Source organism: Mycolicibacterium aichiense (assembly GCF_010726245.1).
Taxonomy (GTDB): Bacteria; Actinomycetota; Actinomycetes; order Mycobacteriales; family Mycobacteriaceae; genus Mycobacterium; species Mycobacterium aichiense.
Window position 1 is genome coordinate 4,430,689 of the sequence record NZ_AP022561.1, and the last position, 18,743, is coordinate 4,449,431.

26 protein-coding genes and 2 tRNA genes are annotated in these 18,743 nt (G+C 63.1%); 20 read left to right on the forward strand and 8 right to left on the reverse strand.

The genetic code is table 11. The annotated features are described in order from the left end of the window. Positions 1–7: 7 nt before the first annotated feature. The 8 genes from G6N32_RS21230 to G6N32_RS21265 form a co-directional block, all read right to left on the reverse strand. Positions 8–208 (reverse strand): hypothetical protein, encoded by a 201-nt coding sequence (locus G6N32_RS21230; RefSeq protein WP_115321726.1) that lies wholly within the window; start codon positions 206–208, stop codon positions 8–10. Beyond that, complete coding sequence (locus tag G6N32_RS21235; RefSeq protein WP_115321727.1) at positions 205–420, reverse strand: GAF domain-containing protein; 216 nt, start codon at positions 418–420, stop codon at positions 205–207. Before G6N32_RS21235 ends, G6N32_RS21230 begins: the two co-directional genes overlap by 4 nt. Continuing rightward, positions 420–668, reverse strand: a complete 249-nt coding sequence (locus tag G6N32_RS21240; RefSeq protein ID WP_115321728.1) for a hypothetical protein — start codon at positions 666–668, stop codon at positions 420–422. The genes G6N32_RS21235 and G6N32_RS21240 overlap by 1 nt, the downstream gene beginning before the upstream one ends. A gap of 113 nt (positions 669–781) precedes the next feature. Beyond that, positions 782–1,126: a hypothetical protein gene (locus tag G6N32_RS21245; protein ID WP_232077231.1), complete on the reverse strand. Its 345-nt coding sequence runs from the start codon at positions 1,124–1,126 to the stop codon at positions 782–784. Between the two features lie 22 nt (positions 1,127–1,148). After that, a complete protein-coding gene (locus G6N32_RS28660) occupies positions 1,149–1,445 on the reverse strand; it encodes a hypothetical protein (RefSeq protein ID WP_197935765.1) in 297 nt (98 codons plus the stop codon). 28 nt (positions 1,446–1,473) lie between these two features. Then, on the reverse strand, positions 1,474–2,067 hold the full coding sequence (locus tag G6N32_RS21255; protein ID WP_115321730.1) for a DUF7178 family protein: 594 nt from the start codon (positions 2,065–2,067) through the stop codon (positions 1,474–1,476). Between the two features lie 20 nt (positions 2,068–2,087). Further along, positions 2,088–2,297 carry a hypothetical protein gene (locus tag G6N32_RS21260; protein ID WP_115321731.1) on the reverse strand — a complete coding sequence of 70 codons (210 nt, stop codon included), beginning with the start codon at positions 2,295–2,297 and terminating at the stop codon, positions 2,088–2,090. A gap of 106 nt (positions 2,298–2,403) precedes the next feature. Continuing rightward, positions 2,404–2,661, reverse strand: coding sequence for a hypothetical protein (locus G6N32_RS21265; protein ID WP_115321732.1), 258 nt, complete (start codon positions 2,659–2,661; stop codon positions 2,404–2,406). Between the two features lie 1,411 nt (positions 2,662–4,072). Between G6N32_RS21265 and G6N32_RS21270 the strand changes: the two genes are divergently transcribed. The 20 genes from G6N32_RS21270 to G6N32_RS28665 all read left to right on the forward strand — a co-directional run bounded on the left by G6N32_RS21270 (position 4,073) and on the right by G6N32_RS28665 (position 18,657). Then, positions 4,073–4,453 (forward strand): HNH endonuclease, encoded by a 381-nt coding sequence (locus G6N32_RS21270; RefSeq protein ID WP_197935775.1) that lies wholly within the window; start codon positions 4,073–4,075, stop codon positions 4,451–4,453. Positions 4,454–4,492: 39 nt separating this feature from the next. Next, positions 4,493–4,984 carry a phage terminase small subunit gene (locus G6N32_RS21275; protein WP_115321734.1) on the forward strand — a complete coding sequence of 164 codons (492 nt, stop codon included), beginning with the start codon at positions 4,493–4,495 and terminating at the stop codon, positions 4,982–4,984. 89 nt (positions 4,985–5,073) lie between these two features. Next, on the forward strand, positions 5,074–6,438 hold the full coding sequence (locus G6N32_RS21280) for an LtfC-like domain-containing protein (protein ID WP_115321735.1): 1,365 nt from the start codon (positions 5,074–5,076) through the stop codon (positions 6,436–6,438). Positions 6,439–7,517: 1,079 nt separating this feature from the next. Further along, positions 7,518–7,820 carry a hypothetical protein gene (locus G6N32_RS28955; protein ID WP_218565267.1) on the forward strand — a complete coding sequence of 101 codons (303 nt, stop codon included), beginning with the start codon at positions 7,518–7,520 and terminating at the stop codon, positions 7,818–7,820. A 42-nt stretch (positions 7,821–7,862) separates the two neighbouring features. After that, a tRNA-Trp gene (locus G6N32_RS21290) sits at positions 7,863–7,935 on the forward strand. A gap of 33 nt (positions 7,936–7,968) precedes the next feature. Further along, positions 7,969–8,043 (forward strand) — tRNA-Gln (locus G6N32_RS21295). Positions 8,044–8,070: 27 nt separating this feature from the next. Next, positions 8,071–8,229 (forward strand): hypothetical protein, encoded by a 159-nt coding sequence (locus G6N32_RS28495; protein WP_170310605.1) that lies wholly within the window; start codon positions 8,071–8,073, stop codon positions 8,227–8,229. Further along, on the forward strand, positions 8,229–9,632 hold the full coding sequence (locus G6N32_RS21300; protein ID WP_115321738.1) for a M15 family metallopeptidase: 1,404 nt from the start codon (positions 8,229–8,231) through the stop codon (positions 9,630–9,632). The genes G6N32_RS28495 and G6N32_RS21300 overlap by 1 nt, the downstream gene beginning before the upstream one ends. Beyond that, a complete protein-coding gene (locus tag G6N32_RS21305; RefSeq protein ID WP_115321739.1) occupies positions 9,629–10,036 on the forward strand; it encodes a phage holin family protein in 408 nt (135 codons plus the stop codon). Before G6N32_RS21300 ends, G6N32_RS21305 begins: the two co-directional genes overlap by 4 nt. 17 nt (positions 10,037–10,053) lie before the next feature. Further along, entirely contained in the window at positions 10,054–11,817 is a 1,764-nt protein-coding gene (locus G6N32_RS21310; RefSeq protein ID WP_115321740.1) for a terminase large subunit domain-containing protein, read from the forward strand. Further along, positions 11,814–13,295 (forward strand): phage portal protein, encoded by a 1,482-nt coding sequence (locus G6N32_RS21315; protein WP_115321741.1) that lies wholly within the window; start codon positions 11,814–11,816, stop codon positions 13,293–13,295. The genes G6N32_RS21310 and G6N32_RS21315 overlap by 4 nt, the downstream gene beginning before the upstream one ends. Then, positions 13,292–14,152, forward strand: a complete 861-nt coding sequence (locus G6N32_RS21320; protein ID WP_115321742.1) for a VG15 protein — start codon at positions 13,292–13,294, stop codon at positions 14,150–14,152. The genes G6N32_RS21315 and G6N32_RS21320 overlap by 4 nt, the downstream gene beginning before the upstream one ends. 49 nt (positions 14,153–14,201) lie before the next feature. Beyond that, a complete protein-coding gene (locus G6N32_RS21325; RefSeq protein ID WP_115321743.1) occupies positions 14,202–14,711 on the forward strand; it encodes a head assembly protein in 510 nt (169 codons plus the stop codon). A 46-nt stretch (positions 14,712–14,757) separates the two neighbouring features. Further along, a complete protein-coding gene (locus G6N32_RS21330) occupies positions 14,758–15,741 on the forward strand; it encodes a phage major capsid protein (RefSeq protein ID WP_115321744.1) in 984 nt (327 codons plus the stop codon). Between the two features lie 77 nt (positions 15,742–15,818). Beyond that, the gene (locus tag G6N32_RS21335; protein WP_115321745.1) at positions 15,819–16,196 is read left to right on the forward strand and encodes a Gp19/Gp15/Gp42 family protein; all 378 of its coding nucleotides are present in this window, start codon (positions 15,819–15,821) and stop codon (positions 16,194–16,196) included. Between the two features lie 193 nt (positions 16,197–16,389). Beyond that, positions 16,390–16,758 (forward strand): hypothetical protein, encoded by a 369-nt coding sequence (locus G6N32_RS21340; RefSeq protein ID WP_115321747.1) that lies wholly within the window; start codon positions 16,390–16,392, stop codon positions 16,756–16,758. After that, complete coding sequence (locus G6N32_RS21345) at positions 16,758–17,093, forward strand: DUF5403 family protein (RefSeq protein ID WP_115321748.1); 336 nt, start codon at positions 16,758–16,760, stop codon at positions 17,091–17,093. Before G6N32_RS21340 ends, G6N32_RS21345 begins: the two co-directional genes overlap by 1 nt. 8 nt (positions 17,094–17,101) lie before the next feature. Next, positions 17,102–17,536 (forward strand): phage tail termination protein, encoded by a 435-nt coding sequence (locus tag G6N32_RS21350; RefSeq protein ID WP_115321749.1) that lies wholly within the window; start codon positions 17,102–17,104, stop codon positions 17,534–17,536. 15 nt (positions 17,537–17,551) lie between these two features. Next, on the forward strand, positions 17,552–18,142 hold the full coding sequence (locus G6N32_RS21355; RefSeq protein ID WP_115321750.1) for a phage tail tube protein: 591 nt from the start codon (positions 17,552–17,554) through the stop codon (positions 18,140–18,142). A gap of 110 nt (positions 18,143–18,252) precedes the next feature. Further along, positions 18,253–18,657, forward strand: a complete 405-nt coding sequence (locus G6N32_RS28665; protein WP_115321751.1) for a phage tail assembly protein — start codon at positions 18,253–18,255, stop codon at positions 18,655–18,657. The last annotated feature ends 86 nt before the right edge of the window (positions 18,658–18,743 follow it).

Sequence of the window (18,743 nt, forward strand, 5' to 3'; positions counted from 1 at the left end):
GACGTAGCTACAGAGACGCCCGAACCTTGCGGAGCTTGGCGTGGATCGTGTCCACGGCGTGGGCGATGACTGCCAGCTCGTTGTCGGATCCGACGTACCGCTGGAGATCTGAGAGCAGCGGAGGCAGGAGCAGATCTAGTCTCCTGGCCTCCCCCAGCGCGACGTCTAGATCATCCTTGGCTTGGTTGACCGAGGTCGTGATGGTCACGAGATCCCCCAACTTGCAACGGGTTTGCCGTCACGGAAGATCTGACCGAACGGTAGCTTCGAGTCAGCCGACAGGATGTGTGCTGACATCTCGAACCGATCACCAGCGCGGCGCGTAGCCGCTTCGAGGTGGTCGGTCAGGATGCGCGGAGCGTTGGCCTTGGCCGTGGCTTTCTTGGTGCTGCCGTACTTCTGGACCGTGAGGGTCAGCATCACTTCACCATCGCTTTCAGCTCGGCCTTGATCCGACGGGCATCCTCGCCGCGCCACGTCCCGGCGTTGGACAGGAAGTACAGGACGATCGATCGGGCGTCATCGAACCCGTAGCTGTCACCCACACCTCGAAGGGACTTCATCGCTTCGATGTAGGGAGCCGCACCGAAGTACGGTTTCTTCCACACCCGGCTGATCTCGATGGCGATCTCGTTGAGCGGACGTGTGGTGGTGCTGGGGCTGGTCATTTCTTCGAATCCTTCGGTGCTGGTTGGTTGTTGGTCTGGCGAGGAGCTGTCCATGAGGATCGCTGGAGCCGGCGTGCCTTACGTGCTCCGAGCATGAGATCGAGGTCCACGGCTCACCACGGCTCGACTGGAATTGGCTTGTCCCAGTTCGCGATGATCGCGGCGTTGGCTCGGTGGTGTCCGTCGTAGAGGGTGTCGCCCCCGACAGTCAGAGGCTCGAACGGCCACTCATGGGAGACGAGCAGGATGTCTACGACCTCTTGGACCTTGTCCCAGAACATGCCGCACACGCCGCCCCGGTAGTTGTATCGAGGCGTTGTCTCGTAGTACTCGGCCAAGTGCGGGCCGCTGTCAGCGACAGAGACCGAATCATTGCCTCCGTACGCGTCGACATCTCCTGCCCGGAGCTGCGACACCTCTTCGAGGGTCATGGTGACGTACTCGGTACGTGTGAGCATCGCGGTCATGGTTCGGTGCCTCTCAGTTCGTGGTGACGGTGTCGTCGTTGATCAGGAACGTGGCCTCTTCGCCCAGCTCCAGGTAGCAGTTACCGCTCCGCTTGGAGCACCAAATCCCCACTTGCCCAGGCTGATCCGAGCAATCCTCTTCAGAGCAGACCGGGTAGTCGTAGCCGTCGACCGTCCGAAGCTCGGTCAGGTTGACCATCGGTGGCTCAGCGTCCGAGCTGGCGATGTACAGGCTCCCCAGGCCGAACACCAGGCCGAACGACCCGATAGCTCCGGCGATGGTGGTGATGATGGGCGCAGCGTGCTTCATGTCTACCTCTCGTTGGGTGTCAAGTTGGTCAGTTGGCAGAGCCGCGAACTACGACCCAGGTGATGGCCTGCATCTCTGCAGGGGTGATGCCTACTCGCTTCGCCGCGAGCCGATAGGCATGGGCGACAGCTTCATAGACCCCGACGCGGCCGAGCTGCTGCTCGTTGATCCCGGCGATGCGAGAGGCCCACACGTCTACGGTCACCGCGTGGTCGTCACCGATGATGTTGGCCGCGAACGCTTTCGTCTTCGGACCATCACCGAAGGTCGACCACGGATCGTCCACGATCATGGCCAGCCGTGCCTTGGCGATGTTGCCGTACAGCCCCTTGGTGGTCCCGGTCCGGACCAACTCTTGAGCCATCGAGATGTTGCGTTCCCACGGGCAACGAGGACTCAGGTGTGCGATGACAGCCGCCGCAGCGGTGACGCTGATACCTGCCTCTTCGGCAAGCTCACGGGCGACACGTCGCGCCTCGTCGTACCATCCCTTCCCGGCCAGGATGTCGGCGTCGGACGCTACGCGGTAGACGTCCATGATCCGCTTGGTGACGGTGCGAAGCGTCACGCCTGCTCGGAGGCGCAGAACCTCATCGTGTGAAAGCTGCAGTGCGGTAGCCATGATGGTCCCTTCGTTGGGTGTCAAGGTGAGGGTTGGGAGATGACTCGGTCACGCCTGGGATCCCAAGCGGTGCAGTGCGTGGTGATGCGGTCGTCTTGCCACCCGACGGTGAACCACGTCAGATCTCCGACGGTGTCCATCTCGAGGACGACGTACTCCATGCGCCAGTAGCCGCTGAAGTAGGTACCTCCGACGACGCGGGGATCAGAGGCCGGCAGTCTCCTGCTCATTTGCCCGAGACCCGGTAGACGCTGTTGCCTCGCGAGGCGACCCAGCCGATGCCTGCGATGTAGACCTTGGTGACGTTCATGCCTATCCTTCCGTTGGGAGTCAAGTTCAGCGACGCTTGACGCGAGGCTTGCGGAGCACGGTGCCCATGGTCATCTCTTCGAGCTGTTGCTTCGCGAGCTTGACGGGCTTGTGGTTACCTGGCCGGTTGATCTCTTCGACCAGCACGTCCTTGTCGGTCCATCCGGGGATGCCCTTGTCGAGCTCGATGTCTACGGTGCGAACCGGCGACAGCTCGGGAGCTGCGAACGGGGTGACGATGCTCTTGCGACGGGTCACACGGACCTCGCGATGCTCAGCGATCATGTCTAGTCCTGTCGTTGGGTGTCAAGTTGATGAGTGGGCAGAGAGGGAGTCGAACCCTCGCGCTATGCCGCCAGTGCCTGCCCTTGACCGTTCCTCAGGAATCAAACCTGAGAGCACAGATGCCGAACTCAGTCGAATCAGCCAATCGCTTTATCCCTTGCGCCGATGGTAATTACGGAACTCACGTCCGACCGCCTCAACAAAGCTCGGTCGACCGACCCGATTACGGTTCGGGGGAAAGCTGGTGATGTGCGAACCCTAGATCCTCGGGTACCTCCGCCCGATTCTGGCCATCACCGACAATCAGGACCAAGGTCCGTCATGCCGCGCCACTATTTATTGCTCCGCGACCAACTGAGAGCCCTCTCTCAGTCACGCTCGCCGCGTGCTCTTTCTTAGGCCAATTCTGGCCGCAGACCTCCCGGTCCCAAAGGGAACCGGACTTTGCAGGTTGGTCAGTCCGTCTTGCGTGATTCTCACTCTATCAGGTTCGTCGTTGGGAGTCAAGTTCGGGCTGTTCGCTATAACGCTGTGCGCTCATTAGGCCGCTGGAAAGGCCCACCCTGTAGATCCCGCTGTGAACTTGTGATTCTCACCGTACCATGCGGTCCGTTGGGAGTCAAGTCGAGCGATTCTCGCAGGCCCTGGGACGAATGTCCTGTACCGAAGCGGATCTCCCCCGCTCCACCGGCGACTTGCGCCTTGTCCGTCGTGCTGACCGAACGACATGAGCTAACCACGTCGCACCGTTGGGTGTCAAGTCCGAATTGCAATCTGGCCTGTGAGCTGCGGCGAATGCAGTGCGGATGCCGTGCCCAGTGCCCTGGGTGCTGGGTGTGGGTGGCCTGCCCTGGGTGCTGGGTGGCCTGCCTACCCCCTGCAGGGTGGGGGGTATGCCGGGTTGCTAGTGGGGGATGCCTGGGGTGGGGTATGTGCAGCTAGTGGGGTGTGCTGGGTGTGCGGCCTGGGCTTTGCTGGCCTGGGCTGGGCTAGGCGTGCCGGCCTGGGCTTTTGCTGCTCCGCTGCAGGTCAGGTACCCCAGGGGGGTACCCCTTCCCCCGCCTATCTCGACCGGTCGGTTATGCGGGTGAGCCATCGTGTACGGGTTTCCAAGTCGATGAAGTCGAAGGGAGCGAGCTAGAAGGCACCTCCGCGAGGCTGTGGGCCTCGCTGACGGACAAACACACCCCCACCAGGGGGGTTATACCCCCGAATCGACAGAGCGGCACACAGCGCGTTGGCTGTCAAGGTGAAGTGCGTCACACGTAGGCCCAGATCTCGCAAATTACAGGCATATACATATGTAGGGGAAAAAGAGAGGGGAACCTTAAGGAGGGGAAAGATCCTCGCTTAAGGCTCGGATCCTCTTAGAGGAGCCGCACCAAGCGGCTCCGATTCAAGACCGGCCTTGATGGCCGGTCATTCTCTGATCCGGCAATCGCCGGATCTTCTAGCCGCGCCTGGAGCGCGGCTTCTATTAAGGGGTAACGCAACCGTGAGCTGGTACAGCTCTACCCGCCGGCAGCGACTGCCGCCCGACTGGGAGCTGAAGTACCGCCTCCCGCGACTGAGGCACGACCGCTGGCTCTGCCAGGTGAAAGGTCCGGGCTGTGTTCGCGCCGCGACCGACGTCGACCACGTTAAGCCGGGTGACGACCACTCTTTCGACAACCTGCAATCGCTCTGCCGTATTTGTCACGGCAAGAAATCATCCACCGAAGGCGTAAATCGCCGTCGGGAACTCAAGGCCCGGAGGAAACGACCGCAAGAACGACACCCTGGGCGACGATAATCGGGCCAGGAGCCCGCATTCAGACCCAGGAGGTCAATTGTGGGCACTCGAGGCCCTATCGGTAAACGCGACGAAGAATTGGTGCGCCGGAACAAGAAGGACACCGAGACCGACACGATCTCGATGATCGGCCCGGTCGAAATTCCGGAACTCGGTGACGTGTCGTGCGATGGCGAGACCCATCCATTGGTCATCGAGATTTACGAGTCCATCAAGAAATCGGCAGCCGTGAAGTATTACGAGCCGACCGACTGGACTTACGCAAAGCTCGCATTGCTCGCGCTGAATGAGGAACTTGTTGGGTGGGCCGTTGACAAGAACGGCAACCGATACAAGAAAACCATCGGTGCGATGAAACTCACCGCAATCAATCAGATGCTCTCCGCGCTGCTGTTGACCGAAGGTGACCGACGACGTGTGCGGCTCGAAGTTGAGCGCGCCTCCACCGCCCCGACCGGTGGGAAAGTCCTCGACGTCACCGACGTGCTCAAGCAGCGACTCGCAGCCGCCAACGCTGCGAAGGGAGAGTGATCGTCCCCCGGAGGGGGTTCTGAGCGCCGCCGCTCCGGCGCTCCCCCCTTCGGGGTTGACACACGTCTTCCCCACCTCGAAAGGACAGCATGGCCACCATCGGCATCGAGCTTGACAAGGAAAGCCTGGTCGTCACCAAGGGCCGCGACTTCACCTGGGCCTTCGACAATATTGACGCTCAAGGCAATCCGACTCCCTTCCCGCCCGGAGACCTGTTCTTCGAGCTGGAGACCGGTGGAGAGCACAACTGCGTGCAGCAGGTCGAGATCCTCGGGGCCGAAGACGGCATCTACACCTTCAGCTACGACGGCGCTGAGTCCGAGCCGATCGACTTCTACAACGCGGACCAGTCCCCGTACGACCTGACGGTCGACGTGCGCTCCGCGCTCGAGAACATCCCGGCCATCGGCGCGGGCAACGTCAAGGTCTCCCGCACCGGCCTGAATCCGGTCTGGCACCTGAACGTCAAGCTGACCGGCCACAGCCAGAACGAGAAGCAGCGGCTGAACGTCACCAACCTGCTCGGCTGGCTCGGGCAGCAGCTCGGTGAAGGCCGCATGATCCTGTCCTACCGCGCCAACGACACCGACCCGATCCGATTCGAGGCAGACGCCCCGACGATCCAGGCCGCGCTCGAGGAACTCCCCCAGCTCGGCAAGGGCAACATCGTGGTCACGAAGGTCACCGGAGGTGTGGGCACCAACTTCGACATCGAGTACACCGGCCTCCTGGCCGCTCGGGACGTCGACCTGATCACCGTCCACGCGTACAAGCAGGACGCCAACGACTTCTTCGGCGGCGGTCTCACCGGAAACCTGCTGACCCGCTTCGACACCCGGACGATCCAGAACGGTCGCCGCTCCGTCCTCGACGGTCGGATGATGGACACGCTGACCCAGAAGGTGATGCAGTTCTTCGAGATGTTCGACAACAAGCTCCCGATCGAGCTTGAGTTCGACATCAAGAGCAACACGGAGTTCACCATCATCTGCCGGTCGCTCAAGGGTTACACCGAGGTGGACCTGGTCACGTTCGACGTGCTCTTCAACGGCGGGATGCTCAAGCAGTTCTTCGAGAACCAGACGCTCCTGGCCGGCGCGGTGGAGTCGGTGGCGGTCGACCAGTACTGGAACCACCGGTACACCGTGGAGTTCATCAACAAGGCGGGCAACCGACCGCACCCGCTGCTCGTCGGCAACGCATCGGCGCTCACCAACGACATCACCGCTACCCCGGTCACTCCGGAGATCCGCACTGAGTACATCGACCTCGGTCGACGTGCAACGACCCTGTGGGACTTCGACATCGAGGGTTCTCGAGCCACTCTCAAGGTAGAGAGCGAAGAGGTCGACACCATCGGCAACCGCACGCCGTGGCAGCTCGTCTTCCTCCCGGAAGGTGAGCCACGCGGAGGCTTCCCGGTCACCCGAGGGAATGTGACGGTGCAGCAGTGAGACTGAAAGGCATTCCCCCGCAGGGTGTTCCAGCCGTCTCCTACGTCGGCAAGCCCGAAGGTACCGTCGTCGGCACGCTGGAGAAGCCTCTCGACCGCGTGCTCCCAGTGGCTGGTCCCGTCGGCCCGCGAGGTCCACAAGGACCGCAAGGTCCGATCGGCCCCCAAGGAGCACAAGGCATCCAGGGTGTTCGCGGAGATACCGGCCCGCAGGGGCCGACCGGTCTCACCGGACCCCAAGGACAGACAGGACCCACCGGGCCGCAAGGCCCCAAGGGAGACACTGGAGCCACCGGAGCTACCGGAGCCAAGGGTGATAAGGGCGACACTGGCCCCCAGGGCGTGCAGGGCCTCCAAGGCCCGAAGGGTGATGTCGGTCCGACCGGCGCTACCGGACCGAAAGGTGACCAAGGCCCCCAGGGTATTCAGGGGCCGAAGGGTGACCAGGGTCCACAAGGTGTTCGCGGTCTGCAGGGTATCCAAGGTGAGGCGGGCCTCAGCCTCGACATCGAGGGTACGGTGGCCACCTACGCCAACCTGCCATCCAACGCGCTACCCGGCCAGGCGTTCATCGTCCAGGCCGACGGCAAGCTCTACTTCCGTGATGCAACCAGCTTCCCAGCCAACGGCATGGGTGTCCCGTTCGTCGGACCTCAGGGTCCGCAAGGCATCCAAGGTCCGCAAGGCGTTAAGGGTGACACCGGTCCTCAAGGTGCCAAGGGCGACAAGGGGGACACGGGTGCTCAAGGGCCGCAGGGCCTGAAGGGCGACACCGGACCCCAAGGGACACAAGGCATTCAGGGTCCGAAAGGTGACCCAGGAGCTACAGGTGCAACCGGACCAAAGGGCGATACCGGCCTACAAGGACCGAAGGGTGACACGGGATCCCAAGGGCCACAAGGCGTTAAGGGTGATACCGGAGCTACCGGCCCTCAGGGGCCGAAGGGTGACCAAGGACCCCAAGGCCCGCAGGGGCCGGCCGGATCCGTCGGGCAAGCTGCGGAAGCGTTCGTAGCCACTGAAGAGGGCTTGACCTCGACCTCCTACGCAGACCTTGGCACCACCACAGACTCAGTGTCTGTGACGGTAGGCGCAAGCGGATCGGTCATGGTCAGCCTGTACAGCCACATCTTCGGATCTGGCAACGGGTACGCAGGCTTCGTGAGCTTCGCGATGTCCGGAGCCAACTCCAAGGCTGCAGACGACTCATACGCGATCATGCAGCGTCCGGAGATCACCGGAGGCTCACTGCTCGGCGCTGTAGGTGCGACGTTCCTGCTGACCGGGTTGAACCCTGGCACAACGACATTCAAGATGAAGTACCGGACCTACAACGTCGGCTCCCGGTTCCTGAACCGCCGCATTTCCGTTGTGGCGCTGTAAGACAATCGGGCGGCTCCTGCCTTCTGGGAGGAGCCCCCGCAAGCGTTCGTAGCTCAATTGGTAGAGCAGCGGTCTCCAAAGCCGCCGGTTCCAGGTTCGACTCCTGGCGAGCGTGCATCCACCCAGTTCTCTTGTAGGGCTGGGTCTTTCCCCGTTAGTCCAACTGGCAGGACGCTCGGCTCTGGACCGAGAGGTTGAGGTTCGAATCCTTGATGGGGAACCACCTTGACACCCAACGAAAGGAATGCCCATGACCACGCTGCAAGGCAAGCTGCTCGCGCTCGCTCTGAAGTTCGCCGTCAGCTACCTCCGCAAGCACCCTGAGCTGCTGGACGAGGTGTCGAAGCACATCCCCGGCAAGGTCGATGACCTGGCTCTGAAGGTGCTCGCCAAGCTCCTGGGGGTCTGATGGCCCGCCCCGACTCCGAGAACGGCTGGCGGCCACCGTGGGTCGGACAGGACATGCTCCAGTGGTCGGAAATCCCTGGGGCACCTGGCGTTTCGATGCAGTTCCTCAAGGGCTGGCCGCTCGCGGTCATGCGCGCCTTCGCAGCGGACTACCACGCCTACATCGAGCCGCTGTACAACGCTGACTGCTGCTGCTACACCCCGACGAACTCTGTCTCCACGTCGAACCACCTCAACGGTACGGCGATGGACCTCCGGTGGAACACCCACCCGTTCCGCAAGCGCGGCACGTTCACTCCCGCCCAGATGGCAACTCTCCGCGAGCTTCTCGCGTTCTATGAGGAGATCATCTACTGGGGCGGCGACTGGACCGACCCGATCGATGAGATGCACTTCCAGATGGGCTACGGCACCTGGAACAACCCGCGTGTCGGAGACTTCATCCTCCGCAAGATCCGGCCCGACGGCTTCTCGACGTTCAGGCGCGGTGACACGCCGACGCCGGCCGGTACCGATCCGGTCTGGGTGCTCTCGAAGGCCACCGGCCTCTCGATGGCTCGCGCCAAGGAGATCCTGCCAGCCGTCAGCGCTGGCCTGAAGCAGGCTGACTGCACCAACGCCCCTCGCATCGCGATGTGGCTGGCCCAGATCGGCCACGAGTCAGGTGGGTTCGTCTACACCGAGGAGATCGCCAAGAACGGGCGCTACGCGCCGTACATCGGTCGGACGTGGATCCAGATCACCTGGGACTACAACTACCGGGCGTTCTCGAAGTGGTGCTACGACCGAGGGCTGGTGCCGACTCCGGACTACTTCGTCGTGAACTACCGCGCTCTGGCCGACCTCGAGTGGGCTGGCGTCGGAGCGGCTTGGTACTGGACGGTGTCCCGCCCGCAGATCAACGCAATGTCGGACGCACGCGACCTCAACGGGGTCACGTACGCCATCAACGGCGGCTACAACGGCCTGTCCGACAGGCAGACCCGATACAACCTCGCGAACACGATGGGCGACCTGCTCTTGGTGCTCATCTCACAGGAAGACGACGACGAATTGGCTGATCCAGAGATCCAGAAGATGATCCGGGAGCTGCACGCCTGCTGGTTCAACAAGACCCCATCGACCAGCGACCTGGCCACGCCCGGAGAGGGCGCGATCTGGATGCTGCACCAGAAGGTACACAACCTCGACGGCATGCTCCACCCGATCCACGCTGAACGGCGTGCTCGCGCAGGCGATCTCGGTGAGCTGCACCGAATCGTGCTGGCCGCTCGCGGCCTGGGCGTGAAGACCGACCCGGTCACAGTCCGGGTCTATCAGAACATCGTCGCCTCCATCGAGCGTGACGACAAGGCCCTACTCGAGGCGTACATCGCCGCCTACCCACCGAACGGAACCAGATGAAGTACTCCATCCCCACCATCGCCAAGGCCGTAATGGCCGTCATCACAGCCACTCTCGGAGCCGCCGCACTGGCCGCTCACGGTCCGGACCTCTCGGTTCTGACCTTCGGTGAGTGGATGGGTGCCCTCGGTGCCGGTCTGACCTCCGGAGGCGTTGTCTTCGGAACTCCCAACCGGGACAGCAAGTCTGCCGCTGAGCGGGTCGCTCAGGGCGTTCAGGACGCGCTCGTCAAGCAGGCGCAGAGCAACAGCGACGTTGAGCAGATCCGACAGGTGATCGCCGGGGCGGTCGGCAACGTGCCGGTCTTCGGCCCGCTGGCCAGCCAGATCCTCAACCAGTTCCCGACGGCGTACAGCCAGGCGGCGGTCAACCAAGACCCCTACCTAGCTCCCTACGACCGATGACCTAGAAAGGAGGCGGGGTGAGCCTCAACAACCACCATCCGGAGCTTGCCCCGTCTCCCCCTCACATCATCGGGCCGTCTTGGCAGAAGACGGCTGATGGCAACTGGCACCTCCCCGAGAAGACTCTCGGGTGGGGTGTCCTCGCCTGGATGTCGGAGTACGTCAATACTCCTGGCGGGCACGATGATCCGGCGCGGCTGCGCCTGCTGATCGAACTGTCCGAGGCCGGTGTCCCGGTCAACGAGAACATGTTCCTCCCCACCGACGAGCAGGTACGGCTGGTCCTCTGGTGGTACGCCGTAGATGACAACGGCCAGTACATCTACCGCGAAGGCGTCATCCGACGCATGAAGGGTTGGGGCAAGGACCCCTTCACCGCCGCGATTTGCCTCGCGGAACTCTGTGGCCCAGTAGCCTTCTCACACTTCGACGCCGACGGCACTCCGGTCGGCAAGCGCCGCAACTCCCCGTGGATCACGGTGGCGGCGGTCAGCCAGGACCAGACGAAGAACACCTTCTCGCTGTTCCCGTCGATGATCTCGGCCAAGCTCAAGTCCGACTACAACCTCGACATCAACCGCTTCATCATCTACAGCGACGGCGGCGCAGGACGCATAGAAGCAGCGACCTCAAGCCCCGCGTCGATGGAGGGTAACCGCCCGACGTTCGTCGTTCAGAACGAGACGCAGTGGTGGGGCGAGGGTCCGGACGGCAAGGTCAACGACGGCCACGCGATGGCAGACGTCATCGAAGGCAACATGACCAAGGTCGACGGCGCTCGCACGCTGTCGATTTGCAACGCCCACATCCCCGGCAAGGACACGGTAGCCGAGCTGTCGTATCGGGCCTGGGAGGACATCGCTTCCGGCGAGATCCTCGACGTCGGCCTGATGTACGACGCGCTGGAGGCCCCAGCAGACACTCCGATCGGCCAGCCCGAGATCCCGTTCTGGAAGGACGATCCCGAAGGCTATGCGGCCGGCGTGGAGCGTCTACGGCAGGGCCTGCTGATCGCCCGAGGCGACTCAACGTGGCTGCCGATCGAGGACATCCTCAAGTCGATCCTGAACCCGAAGAACTCCCCCACGGAGTCTCGGCGCAAGTTCCTAAACCAGGTCGACGCTGCGGAAGACGCGTGGATCTCACCGAGAGAGTGGGACCGGCTCGCGCTCACCGATCCGGTGTTCGCACTACAGCCCCGGCAGAAGATCACGCTCGGGTTCGACGGCTCGAAATCCAACGACTGGACCGCCCTGGTGGCGTGCCGGGTCGATGACGGGATGCTGTTCGTCCTCAACGTCTGGGATCCCGAGAAGTACGGCGGCGAAGTACCTCGAGAGGCCGTGGACGCCACGGTGCGCTCCGCGTTCCAGCGATACGACGTGGTCGCGTTCCGGGCCGATGTCAAGGAGTTCGAAGCCTACGTCGACCAGTGGGGCCGCGACTTCAAGAAGCGGATCAAGGTCAACGCCTCCCCCGGCAATCCGATCGCATTCGACATGCGCGGCCAGACAAAGCGATTCGCGTTCGACTGCGAACGCTTCCTCGACGCTGTGCTCGAGCGAGAGGTCTTCCACAACAACAACGGTGTTCTGCGCCAGCACATCTTGCACGCACACCGCCATCCGACAATCTACGACGCCATCTCGATTCGCAAGGCCACGAAGGACTCCAGCAAGAAGATCGACGCTGCGGTCTGCGCGGTCCTCGCGTTCGGGGCGAGACAGGACTACCTGATGAGTAAGAAGGCCCGCAGTGGCCGGGTGGTGGCCGTCCGATGACAGCCCCGCTGCCCGGACAGGAAGAGGTCGTCAATCCCGAAGATGCCCGAGACGAGATGATCTCGGCCTTCGAGGACCACGCCAAGGACCTCAAGACCAACACCAGCTACTACGAAGCAGAGCGCCGGCCCGAGGCCATCGGCGTCACGGTCCCGCGTGAGATGCAGTCGCTGCTCGCCCACGTTGGCTACCCGCGCCTGTACGTCGACTCCATCGCGGAGCGGCAGTCGGTCGAGGGGTTCCGCATCGGCGGCGCTGACGAGGCCGACGAGGAGCTGTGGGACTGGTGGCAAGCCAACAACCTCGACATCGAGGCCCCACTTGGCTACACCGACGCCTACGTCCACGGACGCTCGTACATCACGCTGTCCATGCCAGACCCGCAGATCGACCTCGGATGGGATCCCAAGATCCCGCTCATCCGGATCGAGCCTCCGACACGCATGTACGCCAAGATCGATCCCCGCGTGGGCAAGGTCTCCCAGGCCATTCGAGTCGCTTACGACGAGGAGGGCAATGAGATCCAGGCAGCCACGCTCTACACCCTGAACGACACCTTCGGGTGGTTCAAGGCCGACAACGAGTGGCAGCCCTGGTTCCAGGTCACCCACGGTCTACAGGCCGTCCCGGTGGTACCCCTGCCGAACCGGACCCGGCTCTCGGATCTGTACGGCACCAGCGAGATCACCCCGGAGCTTCGGTCGATGACCGACGCAGCCGGTCGGATCCTGATGCTGATGCAGGCGACCGCCGAGCTGATGGGTGTTCCGCAGCGGCTGATCTTCGGTGTGAAGCCTGAAGAGATCGGCGTGGACCCGATCACCGGCCAGACCCTGTTCGACGCCTACATCGCCCGCATCCTCGCGTTCGAGGACGGCGACGGCAAGATCCAGCAGTTCTCGGCTGCCGAGCTGGCGAACTTCACGCTGGCCCTCGATTCGATCGCCAAGCAGGTCGCCTCGTACACAGGGCTTCCCCCGCAGTACCTCAGCACCTCCTCGGAGAATCCTCCCTCTGCCGACGCCATCCGGGCGACGGAGAACCGGCTCATCAAGAAGGTCGAGCGGAAGAACATGATCTTCGGCGGCGCTCTGGAAGAGGCAATGCGCCTGGCGTACAGGATGGTTCACGGCGGTGAGGTTCCCCCGGACATGCTCCGCATGGAGACGGTCTGGCGCGACCCGTCGACTCCGACGTACGCGGCCAAGGCCGACGCAGCGGCCAAGCTCTACGGCAACGGCCAGGGAGTCATCCCGCGTGAGCGGGCTCGAATCGACATGGGCTACTCCCCCAAGGAGCGCGAAGAGATGCGCGTCTGGGACGAGCAGGAAGCGGCTATGGGCCTGGGCCTCATGGGCACCATGTACTCCGAGGACGGCGGCGATACCGGCGTCCAGGGCAAGACAGGACCCAACGGTCTGGAAGCCAAACCGGTTGACGCCAAGGTCGTTTCGAAGGACGACAAGGAGACCGCGTGAACCCTGAGCAGTATCAGACGGCGCAGGCCGGGATCACTGCAGGGCTAGCTAGCTACGTTCGGAAGTTTGCAGGACTCTTCACCGGGCCGGCCCTCTCCCCAGGAGAGTGGTTGAGCCTCTTGCAGATTCTGTTCCCCGAGGTCCAGCGGCGGTATGCGGAAGCTGCCGCCCTGGGCCGGGACTTCTACGACTTCCAGCGCGAACAGCACCACCCCGGACTTCCCAGGAACGAGAGGTTCCTGAGCGAGCTGGAGTGGAAGTGGTTCGTCAGGAACATGGAGCCAGCACGAAAGGGTATGTCGCAGGCCGACTCTCCCCAGAGTGCTGTAACCCGGACAGTCCTGACAACGGTTCGCGAAGTGGAAATGGCAGGACGCCGACAGATCATCGGCGCTGTCAAGAATGACCCAGCCCCACAGATCGTGCAGGGCTGGGCGAGGGTGGCTACTGGTCGCGAAACATGCGCCTGGTGCCTGATGCTCATCTCTCGCGGCCCGGAGTACACCCAGGCCAGCACCGCAGGGATAGCTCTCGATGACGAGACCGTGCTCGACCTCTACCGAGAGGCGAACTTCGATCTCGAGAAGTTCCGCGCAGAGACCGAGGAGTACATCGAGGAGTGGCACGCAGGGTGCGACTGCCTCGCGTTCCCGGTCTTCGACGTGGCGAACTGGCCTGGCAAGGCCGCGCAGGAAAGAGCCGAACAGCTCTGGATCGATGCCACCAAGGAAGCCCGGAAGCTCATCGCTTCGGGCGAGGCCCGCTCCAACAACCTGAACAAGGAGACGCAGAACGCGCTCCGTCGCCGCCTAGCTCGCGGCGAGATCTCCATCCCATCCTACGCCTACGCGGCGTAATCCATTGAACCCCAGGCGGGTTCATAACCATGCCCAGGAGGCAAAACTAATGTCCGAAGCCGCAGCAGAAACTCCCGCAGGCACCCCGGCCCCGGAGGCCACCGACAAGCCGCTGGAGCCGACGCCCAAGGTCTACGACGAGGCGTACGTCAAGGAGCTTCGCCAGGAAGCCGCCAAGCACCGCACCGACAAGAACGCTGCGGTCGAGGCAGCCGTGAAGGCAGCCAACGAGGCTCACGCGGCCGAGCTGGCAGCACGCGACGTCGCCTACACCGAACTGCAGAACGAGCTGGGCAACGCGTGGATCGAGCTGGAGAAGCTCCAGACCGCTCTCTCGCTGAAGGTCCCCAGCGACAAGGTTCTCGCGTTCACCTCCATCCTCAAGGGCGAAGACAAGGACTCGATCACTGAGTCCGCGAAGTCTGCCTTCGAGCTGGCCGGTGGATTCAAGACCACCAGTCCTGCATTCGACCCATCCCAGGGCAAGGGTGGCAAGCCGCCTCTCGCGCTCAACGGCGACGGGATTCTCAACGCGATGATGGAACTCATCAACAAGTAATCCCTTCTCCCGCAAGTAATTTCACTCCTAACAGAAAGGGCCAACAATGGCCGCAGGCAAGGACTTCGAGGTCGACCACTCTCAGATCGCCCAGACCGGCGACACCATGTTCAAGGGCTACCTCGAGCCCGAGATGGCGAAGGACTACTTCGCCGAGGCTGAGAAGCGCTCGATCGTTCAGCAGTTCGCTCAGCAGGTGCCGATGGGCACCACGGGTCAGAAGATCCCCCACTGGACCGGCGACGTGACCGCTGAGTGGATCGGTGAAGGCGACATGAAGCCGATCACCAAGGGCGACATGACTTCCCAGACCATCGCTCCCCACAAGATCGCGACGATCTTCGTGGCGTCTGCGGAAACCGTCCGTGCGAACCCCGCCAACTACCTGGGCACCATGCGTACCAAGGTGGGCACCGCGTTCGCGACCAAGTTCGACGCCGCCGCCATCAGCGGTGCGGGCAGCCCGTTCCCGACCTTCATCAACCAGACGACCAAGGCCGTCTCGCTGGTGGACAAGGGCACTGCCAACGACCAGACCGTGTACGACGCGGTGGCCGTCCGGGGCCTGCAGCTCCTGGTGGACGACGACAAGAAGTGGACCCACACGCTTCTGGACGACAAGGTCGAGCCGATCCTCAACGGCGCGAAGGACCAGAACGGTCGTCCGCTGTTCATCGAGTCGACCTACGGCGAAGCGGCCAGCCCGTTCCGCAGCGGTCGTATCGTGTCGCGCCCGACCATCCTGAGCGACCACGTCGCGATCGATGTTCCGGGTGGCGCTGGCACCGAAGACGACTACCGCATCCTGGGCTTCCAGGGCGACTTCTCCCAGATCATCTGGGGCCAGGTCGGCGGTCTGTCCTTCGACGTCACCGACCAGGCGACCCTGAACCTGGGTACGCCGACGCAGCCGAACTTCGTGTCGCTGTGGCAGCACAACCTCGTCGCAGTCCGTGTCGAGGCTGAGTACGGCCTGCATGTGAACGACCCCCAGGCGTTCGTTCGCCTGACCGACCAGGTCCCCGCCTGATCGGAACTTGACACCCAACGGAGGGGGCCGGCCTAAAACCGGCCCTCTCTGGGGTGTCCCCCACTAAGGAGCCACCCATGTCCTACGCAACATCGAACGACGTTGTGGTCCTGTGGGCCAAGGAGCCTGAGCCCGAAGTGATGGCCCTGATCGAGCGACGACTCGAGCAGGTAGAGCGCATGATCAAGAGGCGCATTCCGGACCTGGCCACCAAGGTCGAAGAGTCCGAGACGTTCAAGGCCGATCTGATCGACATCGAAGCTGATGCTGTTCTGCGCCTTGTGCGTAACCCCGAGGGCTACATGTCGGAGACCGACGGCTCGTACATGTACCAGCTCCGGACGGACCTCGCCAGCGGCAAGCTGGAGATCCTGGCCGAAGAGTGGCAGATCCTCGGAGTCAACCGGCTGTCCCGAATGTCGGTGATTGCCCCCGAGATTGTGCTGCCGACATGAGCGCCAGCGATGCTTTCCGCGCCCCCATCGTCTACCCTCCCGGCTTCATCGTGGCGGTTCGACCCGACGAGGTCGACCGCTCGCTATGCGACCACGAGCTTGGCATCTGCTACTGCGTCCACGACTGGCGCATCCACTGGGGCAACCTGCCTCGCGTCTCGAAGCCGCGAGCCCGGACCGTTACGGACAGCCCATGAGCCTCCTCGATACCGGTGCGCGGTACCAGAAGGTCACCGTCTACCCAGAAGAGCTGACCGTCGACTCCGACGGCAACAAGTTCACCCGACCGTCCAAGACAGGCATCCCGGCGCTGGCCCGGATGCAGGTAGCCAACCAGTCCGGAACGTCAGCCCGACGGGCCGAGCAGGACAACGAGGGCTTCGAGTCCGAGAAGGTCTACCGCATGCGCTTCCCGCGCTCGTTCACCAAGGCTCACGGGATCCTCGGAGCACAGAGCCAGGTCGAGTGGAACGGGCAGCGGTGGTCAGTCTTCGGTGACGCCACGGTCTACGACGCCTCACCGGCTACGGCTCGCGTCGACTACACCATCAAGAGGTTCTGATGGCCAAGGTTTATGCCATCGCCAACGAGGCCGCAGCGCGGCACGTCGACACCAAACGTGGTGTGCGACGGGTTAATCGGGATGTGTCAGGTCGAGCCAGGTCGTTCCTGGCGCAGGCCAACAAGACGACTCGCGTCACGCCGAAGGGCTACTTCCCTGCCGAGATCGAGTCGACTGAGCACGACGTGGACTGCTTCACAACGCTGCACGCTCCCAACGCGATGGCGCTGGAGTTCGGCCACGATCCTTCCGGCTGGTTCGCAGGAACCGACACGAAACCCCCTGACCCCGAATACATCCTGACCCGAGCCGCCTACGGCGGTCACACCATGTAGGAGAGCTTATGGCGAGTCTGCCCCGCGTACAGAAGGTGGTGGCACACATCCTCAGGAGCGATCCTCGACTGGCCGGTGTGGAGGTCACGACCTGGGTACCGGACATCGATTACCGGGACTTCCCGATGATCAACATCCGTCGCATCGGCGGCGTCCGGAACCCGAAAGCACCGAAGCTCCACGTAAAGCCGGTGATCGAGATGTCGGCCTACACCGACTTCGGCGACGGCTCAGAGGGTCTCATCACCTGTGAGGAGCTGTACGAGACAGCTCTCGACGTCTTGTACGACGCGGTAGGGGACCAAATCACCACTCCCGCAGGGTATCTGACGTCCATTTTCGAAACGATGGGCGCAACGCAGTTCAGCTCCCTCTATTCCGACTCCTGGCGTGTCCAGGGGCTGATCCGGCTCGGCGTGCGCCGGCCGCGAACCACATCCTGACGAAAGGCAACCTAAATGGCCGAAAACGACGATGCAGTTTTGACCGCTGCGGTCGGCTACGTGTACGTCGCCCCCGTGGGCACCGCTGCACCGACCCCGGCTCAGCTCAAGACGATCAACCTGAAGGACCCGAGCACCTGGACCGGCGCGACCGGCTGGGCGAGCGTCGGCCACACCAGCCGAGGCACCCTGCCTGAGTTCGGCTTCGAGGGCGGCGATACCGAGATGAAGGGCTCGTGGCAGAAGAAGAAGCTGCGCGAGATCGCCACCGACGATCCGATCGACTTCCTGACGATCGTGCTGCACCAGTTCGATGAGGACGCGCTGTCGCTGTACTACGGCCCCAACGCCTCCGAGACCCCCGGTGTGTTCGGTGTGAAGACCGGCCAGGTCAACGAGAAGGCTGTCTTCGTCGTCATCGAAGACGAGGATCTGCGCCTGGGCCATCACGCCCACAAGTCCAGCGTGAAGCGCGACGACTCGATCGAACTGCCGATCGATGACCTCGCTGCGCTGCCGGTGCGATTCACCTACCTGGATCACGAGGACGAGCTTCCGTTCTCGTGGATCAACGAGGATCTGTTCAACGTCCCGGACGCTGGCTGATCACTACTTGACACCCAACGGGTGTCTACCCCGGAGGGGGAGGTTTCCTTGGCGGGCCTGCCTCCCCCTCCTGCCCGCCATCTAGCCCGCCCACATACGAAAGGTTCGCCATGACAAACACTGTCGATCTCGACGCCATCCGCGCCGAGGCACGCAAGAAGTACCAGCCGGTCGTGATCGCTCTCGGAGACGATGTCACCGCCGAGCTGAAGCCCGTACTCCGGATGCCGAAGAAGGACCGTGAAGCGGTTCTGGCTGCCATCCGCGAGATCTCGGACCTGGATGACCTGAACGAGGATGACGAGGACGACGACGAGCTGATCGATGAGTACGCCAACGAGGCGTGCAGCATCATCGCCAGGGCTCTCCGCTTGATCTGCACGTCGCCGCGACGGCTCCTGTCCGAGCTGGACAAGGAAGAGGATCCCCGGATCCGCGCTGAGCTGTACACCACGGTTCTGCAGGTCTGGGCACGGGAGACGCAACTGGGGGAAGCCGCGTCCTCGCCGGCCTGATCGACAAGTTCGGCGGGGCGATTCTCGCGGATCTGCTCCAGTACTACCGGGTCGACCTGCGGGACTTGTTCCTAGATGAAGATCCG